Origin of the sequence: Agarivorans sp. (assembly GCF_050295395.1) — a bacterium.
In the GTDB taxonomy this organism is placed as follows: Bacteria; Pseudomonadota; Gammaproteobacteria; order Enterobacterales; family Celerinatantimonadaceae; genus Agarivorans.
The window spans coordinates 1-11,409 of record NZ_JBNKPP010000157.1 but is presented as its reverse complement, the minus strand read 5'-3'; the positions used below and the strand labels follow the sequence as shown (position 1 = coordinate 11,409).

General features: G+C 45.7%; 6 protein-coding genes. All 6 read left to right on the top strand.

The window, feature by feature from the left end; genetic code table 11:
* Positions 1-328, top strand: a 328-nt coding sequence (locus tag ACQY6Q_RS09480) for a DbpA RNA binding domain-containing protein (protein ID WP_427980621.1), incomplete at its 5' end; no start/stop codon positions are given.
* 92 nt (positions 329-420) lie between these two features.
* On the top strand, positions 421-1,800 hold the full coding sequence (gene dacB / locus ACQY6Q_RS09475; RefSeq protein WP_427980619.1) for a D-alanyl-D-alanine carboxypeptidase/D-alanyl-D-alanine endopeptidase: 1,380 nt from the start codon (positions 421-423) through the stop codon (positions 1,798-1,800).
* 197 nt (positions 1,801-1,997) lie between these two features.
* Positions 1,998-3,377, top strand: a complete 1,380-nt coding sequence (locus ACQY6Q_RS09470) for a sodium-dependent transporter (protein WP_427980616.1) — start codon at positions 1,998-2,000, stop codon at positions 3,375-3,377.
* 145 nt (positions 3,378-3,522) lie between these two features.
* On the top strand, positions 3,523-6,147 hold the full coding sequence (gene pepN, locus ACQY6Q_RS09465; RefSeq protein ID WP_427980613.1) for an aminopeptidase N: 2,625 nt from the start codon (positions 3,523-3,525) through the stop codon (positions 6,145-6,147).
* 15 nt (positions 6,148-6,162) lie between these two features.
* On the top strand, positions 6,163-6,381 hold the full coding sequence (locus ACQY6Q_RS09460; protein WP_427980611.1) for a DUF2835 domain-containing protein: 219 nt from the start codon (positions 6,163-6,165) through the stop codon (positions 6,379-6,381).
* Between the two features lie 160 nt (positions 6,382-6,541).
* Positions 6,542-11,374: an NAD-glutamate dehydrogenase gene (locus ACQY6Q_RS09455; RefSeq protein WP_427980609.1), complete on the top strand. Its 4,833-nt coding sequence runs from the start codon at positions 6,542-6,544 to the stop codon at positions 11,372-11,374.
* Positions 11,375-11,409: the final 35 nt, after the last annotated feature.

The window sequence follows — 11,409 nt, the reverse complement described above, 5'->3', positions numbered from 1 at the left end:
TGGTGAGCGTAATCACCGTGGTCAGCGTGGTGCCGAGAAAGGTGGACGCGCAGAAGGCGGTGCTAAGCGTAAACGTCGTACTGCAGATGTGGAAATGAACACTTACCGTGTTGATGCTGGTCGTGAGCATGGTGTTCAAACAAAACACATTGTTGGTGCCATTGCTAATGAAGCCAATATCAGCAGCGACTACATCGGTAGTGTGAAGTTGTTCGATAGCTACTCAACGGTAGAATTACCTAGCGGTATGCCAGAGAAAACCTTCAACCATTTGAAACGCAGCTTTGTACGTCAACGTGCGATGCGTTTGGAATTGATTGCTCGCTAGTACTAAGTAAACGCGATAATTAAATAGAAAAGGTGAACCATGGTTCACCTTTTTTATATACTAACGTTTTGGTTTTGTTAGTTAAGGTGCTTATGCAGTTGTTTTGGCGCGCTGTTATGCTGTTTTTGTTGAGTTGCTCGAGCGCGGTACTGGCGGATAGCTTAAGCGAGCGCGGTACTATCGTCAGCTATATTGGCCCTGCTGGCAGCTATAATGCTTCTTTATTATTGACTCCTGCCAGCACCATGAAGGTGCTAACCGCCACCGCTGCTATCAAGAGCCTAGGTGCTGATTTTCGTTTTCAAACAGAACTCAGTGTAAAACCTGGTGCAAACGGCTTACATTTAAGGCTACAGATGGCTGGTGATCCCAGCTTTAGCTCAGAAGATCTCGGCGCATTAGTGAGCGCCTTAAAACGCGATGTAACACAAACTACAGTGCGCTCCATAGAGGTGATTGATGATGTCTTTACTGGCCATAGCCGTAGCCGGGGCCAAGTGTGGAATGACATAGGCGTATGTTTTGCTGCCCCTGTCAGTGCCCTTAGCATCGATGGCAATTGTATTTATGGCAATCTTAAACCCGGCCGAGTAGGGCAACTGAGTAGCTTGCATGTGAGTGATCGCCAGTTGCTGGCGATAGATAATCAAATCGTCACCGTGGCAGCAGACACCGCCGATTGTCAGCAAAACTTGCAAGTCGGGGAGCATAATCGTTATCGCTTAACTGGCTGTATGCCTGCTAACGCCAGCATGATGCCGCTGCGCTTTTCGATCAATGATGAACGGGCTCATTTTGCCTTAAAGCTAAAACGTAGTCTGCGAGCTCAAGGTTTTAAACTTAACGCAGAGCCGCAGTTTAAATCAGGCCTAGAGGCTTATTCTCAGTCTTATATACATCGCTCTGATGCCTTAATTGAGCTGTTAGCTACCATGTTGGTTGAGTCCGATAATCTGTATGCAGACAGTATTTTCAAAACCCTCGCCATTGCGGCGCAGCGCCCAGCCACTTATCAGGTCGCTAGTGAAGTGCTGTTAGCGCAGCTTAAGCAACTGGGCATTGACGTGGCGCGCTTGCAAATTCGTGATGGTTCAGGGCTTTCTCGGGAAAACCTAGTCAGTGCTAAGGTGCTTTACCAAGTGCTACAGCTATGGCAGCAAGATCCACAATTGCAGCCCTTGATTAGCCGTTTAGCGGTTGCAGGGCAAAGTGGTACGTTGCGTTATCGCCATAGCCTTACTAATAGCCCCTTAAAAGGGCATATTCACGCAAAAAGTGGTTATGTTAACGGGGTGGTTAATTTAGTGGGGTTTATCGAGAAAGATGAGCAATTTACTCCCTTCGTATTGTTAACTAACGGCGTAGTATTAACGGCTGAAGAACAGCAAGCGCTAAGTAAACGGCAAATCATTCACCCGGCGCTAAGCTATGAGCGCGACTGGTTAGAACAACAATGGCAGCTCACAAAATAGTAAAAAATTCATAATTTAAGAATGCTTATTCAGTGTATTTGCTCGGTTAATGAGTTGTTTGTTTATTGTATATAGCGACGTAAAGCATAAAAATAGTATAAAAATTGGTTTTGGCTGTGATTTCCCTGTTTTTTGTGCTTGAATTAGCGCCCTAAAAAAATGGACGTTAATAATAAACACAACATCAAGAGAAAATCATGAGTAATAACACCTCGGTGAACAGTCGCTGGTCGAGCAACTTCGCCTATATTTTGGCCGCCACGGGCGCAGCTGTTGGACTAGGTAATATTTGGAAGTTTCCCTATATTATGGGGGAGAATGGCGGCGGTGCTTTCGTTCTCGTCTACCTACTATGTATTTTGTTTATCGGTATTCCGGTAATGATGGCCGAAGTTTACATAGGTAAACAAGGTCGTTCTACACCCGCTAATGCTGTGGCTAAAGTTGCCCAGCAAAATGGCCGCTCTAAAAATTGGGCCTTTATTGGCGCAATGGGGGTGCTTGCTGGATTTTTAGTGTTAAGTTTTTACATCGTGATTGCCGGTTGGGCAGTGGCGTATGTATTTAAATCTGTTGCGGGAGACATTTCTGCCGCTGGCGGTGATGCTCAGCAAATTGGTGAACTGTTTTCAGCCTTAACTTCAGACCCTAAGCAACTGTTGGCATGGTCGACATTAGTGATTGTGGGTACCGTAGTAGTATTGGCAAATGGGGTGACTAAAGGGCTAGAGCGGGTTGTTAGCTGGTTAATGCCTGCGCTGTTTGTATTGTTAGCTGTGATTATGCTTTATGCTGCGGTAACCGGTGATTTTGCCGCCGCTGTCAACTTTATGTTCAGCCCAGACTTTTCTAAACTCACCATTAATGGTGTATTAATGGCTTTAGGACATGCCTTCTTTACCTTGAGTTTATCTTCCGGGATCATGATGATTTACGGTGCCTATTTACCCGAAGGTACCTCTATTGCTCGTACTTCTATTTACATCGCCATTGCCGATACCGTGGTAGCCTTAATGGCTGGTTTGGCCATTTACCCAATCGTGTTTGCAAATGGTATTGAACCTAGCGCCGGTCCAGGCCTGTTATTTGTATCACTACCGATTGCCTTTGGCACCATGCCTTTAGGTGGCATTGTTTCTACGATGTTCTTTACCATGGTGGTGGTAGCAGCTTTCACTTCGGCCTTAGCCTTATTAGAGTCCAGTGCAGCTTATTTGGTTGAGCGTCGCGGCCTGCGTCGTAAGGTTGCTGCGATAGTCGCCGGTAGCGGAGTATGGTTACTCAGCCTTGGCACCATTGGCTCCTTTGCCGGATGGGAATTTGCTCAAATTAACGCCGGCGCGATGGGGCATAATTTCTTTGAGATTTTGGATTATCTTACAGCCAATATCCTACTGCCCTTGGGGGGCTTATTTATTACCATCTTTGTGGGCTGGGTGATTCAAGCCGATAGCTTGAAACACCATATGGGGCTAGGTACTAAAACCTTCCAAATGTTTTCTAAGAGCGTTAAATTTATTTCGCCTATTGCTATCGCTGTGGTGTTTTTAAACGCTATCGGTTGGCTGTCGATATAATTTTTCAGCGTCTAATAACAAGTCGGCTTAAGCCGACTTTTTTGTTTGTTGAGTACTGCGAAAGCGTTAGCTGCGCTAATCATAATCTTTTACAATAAACTGCATTATATTCGGTATTTTATCTTTTTCTGATTAAGGACGTTTCATGGCCGACTCTTCAGCTCAACCCATCGCCAAATTTCGCTCAGATTACCAAGCCCCCGCTTACACCATAGAAAATGTCGCGCTAGAGTTTGTTTTAGAGCCGACCGCCACCACTGTGCGCGCTGTTTCTACCGTGCAACGCTTAGACCCGCAAGCGGGAGATTTAGTGCTGGATGGCGAAAAGCTTGAGCTGCTCAGCTTAAAGGTGAATCAACAAGAACATCAACACTACCAGCTTAGTGATAGCCAATTAAGCATTAGTGATTTACCAGAGCGTTTTGAATTAGAAATTGTTACGCTGATTAATCCCCAAGCTAATAAGGCCTTTGAAGGTTTGTATCAGTCGGGTAACGCCTTTTGTACTCAGTGTGAAGCCGAAGGTTTCCGCCGCATTACTTACTTCCTCGATCGCCCCGATGTATTAGCAACCTACAGCACCAAAATAACTGCCGATAAAGCCGCCTATCCTTATTTATTGTCTAACGGCAATAAAGTGGCTCAAGGGGAGCTGGAGAACGGTAAACATTGGGTGAGTTGGCAAGACCCTTTCCCAAAACCTAGTTATTTGTTTGCCTTAGTGGCGGGTGATTTTGATTTACTTCAAGACAGCTTTACCAGCCGTTCTGGAAGAGAAATTGCGTTGGAGTTGTTTGTTGATAAGGGCAACTTGGATCGCAGCGAGCACGCCATGGCCTCATTAAAGGCAGCCATGAAATGGGACGAGCAGCGCTTTAATCTAGAATATGACTTAGATATTTACATGATTGTGGCGGTGGACTTTTTTAACATGGGCGCCATGGAGAATAAAGGTCTTAACATTTTCAACTCTAAGTATGTATTAGCCAATAAACATAGTGCTACCGACAGTGATTTCTTAGGCATTGAAGCGGTGATTGGCCATGAGTACTTTCATAACTGGACCGGCAACCGGATTACTTGTCGAGACTGGTTCCAATTGTCTTTAAAAGAAGGCCTAACGGTTTTCCGCGATCAAGAATTTAGCTCAGACCTAGGTTCAAGGGCGGTCAATCGCATTAAAAACGTTCGTTTATTGCGTAGTCATCAGTTTGCCGAAGACGCAGGGCCGATGGCGCATCCCATTCGCCCCGACAAGGTGATAGAGATGAACAACTTCTATACCTTAACGGTATATGAAAAAGGCGCCGAAGTGATCCGCATGCTGCACACCTTATTGGGTGAACAAGCTTTCCAAGCGGGCATGCAAACCTACGTAGAGCGTCACGATGGTCAGGCAGTCACTTGCGATGATTTTGTTAATGCCATGCAAGATGCCAGCGGCAAAGATTTAAGCCTATTTAAGCGTTGGTACAGTCAGTCGGGCACGCCAGTGGTATCGGTACAAACTCAATTTGATTCGGCCAAACAACAATTTAGCCTGACGCTTTCGCAAAGTACGCCTGCCACCGCCGATCAACCAGAGAAACTACCATTGCATATTCCGGTTTCCATTGAATTATTGACTAACAATGGCGCTAGTATCGCATTGCAAACCGACGGTAAGCCAGTATCTGAGGTATTGGAACTCACCCAGCAACAGCAAACCTGGGTGTTTGATGCCGTAGCAAAAGAGCCTTGTGTAGTGATGTTGCAAGAGTTTTCTGCTCCTGTGAAACTTGATTATAGCTACAGCAGCGAACAGCTGTTATTGATGATTAATCATGCCAGCAATACCTTTGCTCGTTGGGATAGCATGCAGAAGTTGATTGCCGGATGGATGCAGCAAGCGGTGGCCAAAGTTCAGCAACAGCAAGCCTTAGAGCTAGAGCCTGCCATTATTGCTACCTTTGAGCAATTGTTGCAAGACCAAGCGATTGACCGAGGGCTATTGGCGGAGTTACTTACCATTAGCAGCGAAAATGAAATTGCCGATAACTTCCCAGAAGTGGATATTGATGCTATTGCCAAGGCACGAGACTTCTTTATCCAAGCTTTAGCCTTAGCCTTAGCAGAACCGTTTGCTCAGTTAGAACAACGCTGCGCCGAGGCGGATCAACAAAGCTTGGCACATAGCGATATTGCATGGCGCTCTTTACGTGCAGCGTGTTTGCAGTTTGTCGGCTTCAGCCAACCACAGCGAGTGGCGGCGGCTTATTTTGAGAGCAGCTTAATGACCGATAAATTAGCTGCGATGGCGGCGGCGAATACCGCGGCCATTGAGCAACGTAGTAGCATGTTTAAAGACTACGAACAGCAATGGCAGCATGACGGCTTAGTGATGGACAAGTGGTTTGCTCTTGAAGCCAGCTTTAGTGGTGGTGATGCTTTAGCTCGGGTTAAAGCCTTAAGCGAGCATCCTAGTTTTAGCATGGAAAACCCCAACCGGATCCGTTCATTAATTGGTAGCTTTGCTAACAATAACGCGCGTCACTTCCATGCTAAGGATGGTGCTGGTTACCGTTACCTGACTGAAATCTTGAAGCTATTAAATAAGCAAAACCCTCAGGTGGCTTCACGCTTAATTACGCCGTTGATTCAAACGGTTAAATTAGACCAGCCGCGTAAGGCGATGATTATTGAACAGCTCGAAAGCCTAGCCGCATTGGATGATCTTAGTAAAGACTTATACGAAAAAGTCAGCAATGGCTTGCAACAGTTAAAGGGCTAACATCGTTTTATTTCAATGAAGCAATATTATTTTAATTTGCACATTTCCTATCAGGAATTTGAGCGGGTATACCGAGGAACGGCCCGCTCAGTTCTTGCTGTAGATGAACAAGGGCGGCGGATCCAAATTCCGGCGCTACGTTTTTTGCCTTTTTTGACATCGACCGGTATAAGCGGTCGTTTCGTTTTGTCTACCGATAACAATAATAAATTCCTTTCACTTCAAAAAATCTAGTTAACCATGTTGTAAATTTGTAACGCAATGGTTTAATTGTTGGTAAGGGTTAGCGCTTTATTTTTCGATAAATGAGTAAAGCCAACTACACTAACAATAAGCAATAAGCCATTGTTGTTTAACAACAATACTCATTTTCTACTAGGATAAGGAATGCGTTATGACAAGAGCGCAGCAACACACCTCCGTTTTATTGCAAAAGGTCTATCAAATAGTTCATCAAAAACTCGATCCTAAGGTCGCCCCCTTAGCTGAAGAGTTTATTGCACGACTGTTTTCCGGCATGGGCAGTGATGATTTAGCCAATCGCAGTGACAGCGACCTTTATGGTGTGGGCTTGGGTTTGTGGAATACCTTGAATCAAACTTCCACCTGTGAACGCCATATCAAAGTGTATAACCCTGAGCTAAGCCGTCATGGCTGGCAGTCCACCCATACCATTATTGAAATTGTGGTGCCTGATTCGCCGTTTTTAGTGGACTCGATTCGCATGGCCCTAGGGCGCAGCGGCATTAATACCCACTTGTTAATGCATCAACCAATGCGTATTGAACGCAACGATAACAATCGAGTGGTGGCGCTGCACGATGTAAAACACGAAGAAACCGGCAACCAAACCGTGTTTATGATTGAAATTGATCGGCAAAGCGATGAACGGGCCTTACAGCGTTTAAGTAAAGAGTTGAGCACCGTTTTGGATGAAGTGAGCGTGGTGGTTAACGATTGGCCAGAGATGCTCACTAAGCTCAAACAGGTTACAGCTGATCTCGCCGCGAGCAAGGGAGCGAAAGATGATCAGCTGTTGGCGCAAAGTACCGCGTTTTTATCTTGGATGGCCGATAATAACTTTACCCTCATGGGTTATCGTCATTACAGCCTAAAGCAAGTGAAGGGGGATCTACAATTACTGCCTGACGACCAAGGCTGCTTGGGCTTATATCGCGAGTATCAAAGTGACAAGGTGGTTTCTTTATCAAGTTATACCCGCGCGGGACGAGAATTAGCCACCAATTGTGTGCCTTTAGTGCTAAATAAAAGTAACCATAAGTCTCGAGTGCATCGGCCTGCCTACATTGACCATGTGGGAGTTAAAATTTTCGATGGTAAGGGCAATGTGGTGGGTGAGCATCGCTTCATCGGCTTGTACGCTTCTTCTATCTACAATCGTAGTGCTTTAGAAATCCCGTTAATCAATCAAAAACTAGCCCGTATCATGGTTAATTCCGGTTTGCCGGAAGGCTCCCATGCTTATAAATCGCTGCTTAATATTATGGAAACTTATCCTCGTGATGAGTTGATTCAAGCTACCGAAGAGGAGTTGTTGGAAATTGGCTTAGGGGTTGAACAAATACAGGAGCGCGATTTAGTTAAGCTGTTTGTACGTAAAGACATCTATGGTCGTTTTTATTGCTGCTTGATCTACACCAGCAAGGAGCGCTACAACACGGCTCTGAGAATTGAAAGCCAGCGCATATTGAAACAGCACTTTAAATCGGATGAAGAGGTGGAATTTTCTACTTACTTCACCGAAGGAGCGATGGCGCGCACCCAATACATGGTAAGGGTTAAGGACTACAATCAGGAGTTTGACTTGAGCAACCTAGAAACTAACCTCATAGAGGCCGCTCGAACTTGGGAAGACCGCCTGGTTGATTCACTCATTTCTAATTTTGGAGAAGAGCGAGCGATAGAGCTGAGTAACCTGTATCAAACGGCCTTTCCTCGTTCTTACAAAGAGAATGTATTACCGGGCTCTGCGGTGGCCGATATTATTCAATTCGAAGAGCTCAGCGATGAACATCAATTAGGCATGTTGTTTTATCGGCCTCAGGAAGAAGCTGCAGACAGTAACTTGGTGCGTTTAAAACTGTTCCATTTGAATGAACCTTTATATTTGTCAGATATCTTACCGATGCTCGAGAACATGGGCTTACGGGTCATTGGTGAAACACCTTATCGATTAATGACCTCAGACGGAAAAGTCTATTGGTTATTAGATTTCTCGATGTTATTTGTTGGTTCCGGTAGCTTGGACATCGAAAAAAATAGGGAGAATTTCCAGCAGGCCTTAGCTAACATTTGGGCTGGCAAATTAGAAGATGACGGCTTCAATAGGTTGGTATTGGCTGCACAAGCCTCGGGTAGAGACGTGGCTTTACTGCGGGCCTACGCGAAATACATGCGGCAAATTGGTAGCAGTTTTAGCCAAAGCTATATTGAAGAAACTTTCGCTAACTATCCAGATATAGCCGTACTGCTGCTTGAGCTATTTAGACGACGCTTTAATCCAAGCTTAAAACCGGCCCCTAAAACCGAGCAAAAAATTGAAGAAAAACTCATTTCGTTATTGGATGGCGTGGAAAACCTCGATGATGACCGCATCATCCGCCGTTATCTAGAAATGATTAAAGCCACGCTACGCACCAACTTCTATCAGCTTAATCAAGCCAAGCAGGTGAAAGATTACATCTCCTTTAAAATGAATCCCGGTCAACTCTCAGACATGCCCCAGCCGGTGCCAATGTTTGAGATATTTGTCTATTCGCCTCGCGTAGAAGGGGTGCATTTACGTGGCGGAAAAGTCGCCCGTGGTGGGTTGCGCTGGTCGGACCGTCGTGAAGACTTTAGAACCGAAGTGCTCGGTTTGGTTAAGGCCCAGCAAGTTAAAAATACCGTGATTGTGCCGGTTGGGGCGAAAGGCGGCTTTGTTTGTAAACAACTGCCCAGCCCCAGTGAACGTGAGGCGTGGTTGGAAGAGGGTAAGGCTTGTTATCGGATCTTCATTCGAGGTTTATTGGACATTACCGACAACAATGTTCAAGGTGAAATCGTGCCTCCGCCACAGGTGGTACGCCGCGACGATGATGACCCTTATTTGGTGGTGGCCGCCGACAAAGGCACCGCGACCTTCTCTGATATCGCTAATCAGTTAAGCCAAGAATATCAATTCTGGATGGGGGACGCTTTCGCCTCTGGCGGCAGTAATGGTTACGACCACAAAGGCATGGGCATTACTGCTCGTGGTGCGTGGGAGTCGGTAAAACGCCACTTTAGAGAAATTGGTATTGATTGCCAAACCACCGATTTTAGCTGTGTTGCTGTGGGTGATATGGCTGGGGATGTATTTGGTAATGGTATGCTGTTATCTGAGCATACCTGCTTGGTGGCCGCCTTTAACCACATGCACATTATTATCGACCCTACACCGAATGCTGCTGCTTCTTATCAAGAGCGTAAGCGTTTGTTTGAATTACCGCGTTCATCCTGGGCCGATTATGATAAAAGCTTAATCAGCGAGGGCGGTGGTGTATTCCTGCGCAGTGCCAAGTCGATTAGCTTGACGCCGCAAATGCAAAAGCTACTTGCAACTAAAGAAACTCAGGTCACGCCAAATGCCTTAATTAAGCTCATTTTGTGTGCTCCAGTAGATTTGTTCTGGAATGGTGGTATTGGTACTTATATTAAAGCCAGTTCTGAGTCTGATGCGGATGTGGGCGATCGAGCCAACGATGCGTTAAGAATCAACGGCAAACAGCTCGGTGCCAAAATTGTCGGCGAGGGTGGCAACTTGGGCATTACCCAGCTGGGGCGTATTGAAATTGCCAGTCATGGCGGACGGATTAATACCGATTTCACCGACAACGTGGGTGGCGTGGACTGTTCAGATAACGAAGTAAACATCAAAATTTTGTTGAATGGCTTGGTCGCAAATGGTGAGTTAACCGAGAAACAACGTAATAAGTTGTTAGTTGATATGACCGAAAACGTGGCAGAAATCGTACTCGATAACGCCTATCGTCAAGGTCAATCAATCAGTCTCACCGAACATTTGGGGGCCACTACCGCCAAAGAGGTGATTCGCTTCATGCATGCTTTGGAGCGTGATGGTTTACTTGACCGCAGTTTAGAGTTTTTGCCAAGCGATGAAGAGTTAATTGAACGCCAATCTAATGGCCAAGGTTTAACTCGACCTGAGTTAGCGGTGCTGGTGGCCTACGGCAAAATGGTGTTAAAAGAGTGGTTTAACGTAGAAGACGTCACTGAAGATCCTTACTTAAGCCAAACTTTGATTACGTCCTTCCCAGTATTGCTGCAACAACGTTATAGCGAGCAAATGCAGCACCACCCACTGCGCCAAGAAATAGTAGCCACCCGCTTGGCGAATCGAGTGGTTGACCACGCTGGTTTTAACTTTGTGACTCGTTTACTAGAAGAAACCGGCTCAAGCGCAGCAGAAATATGTACTTGTTATGTCACTGCTTGTGAAGTGTTTGGCATATGGGAGCTGTTTGAAAAAATAGAGGCACTAGACAATCAAATTAGTGCCCAATTGCAGCTTAAAATGATGAATAGCTTGCGCAGAATGGTGCGTCGAGCCACGCGGCGTTTCCTCACCTTGCGTGACCGTTCGCTGTCTATCACTGAACAGATTGAGCGTTACCGTCCAAGTTACCTCACATTGCAAGATACGCTAATGGAAGTGCTAGCCGCGGAAGAGGTGGCCTTAGTCAATCAAGAGTCACAGGATTTGCAGGCTAAGCGGGTTCCCGCCGATATCGCTTGCGCTATGGCTAAGATGAACTCCTTGTATTCGGTATTGGATTTAACTGAAATTGCTGAGCAAGCAGAGCAAGACATTGTTGAAGTTGCCAAGCTTTATTTCAACTTAGGGGCCAAAATTGGTTTGCACTGGTTCCTCGAGCAAATTAACCAGCAGGGCGTAGATAATCACTGGCAAGCCTTAGCGCGGTCTTCATTTAGAGAAGATCTGGATTGGCAGCAACGTTTGTTAACCATAAGTGCTCTGAAATGGGCTGCGAAACTGGAAAGTGATCAACCGCTTGACGATTGGTTATTGGCTCACGACAGTGTTCTTGACCGTTGGAATCACATGTTAGCCGACTTTAAGACCGGTAATAGCCATGAGTTTGCAAAATTTTCCGTATTATTGAGGGAATTGAACTTATTAAATTTAAACTGCGCCATAAACTAGTATAAAATACGGCCCCCGAAGCCCTGCATCTTCGG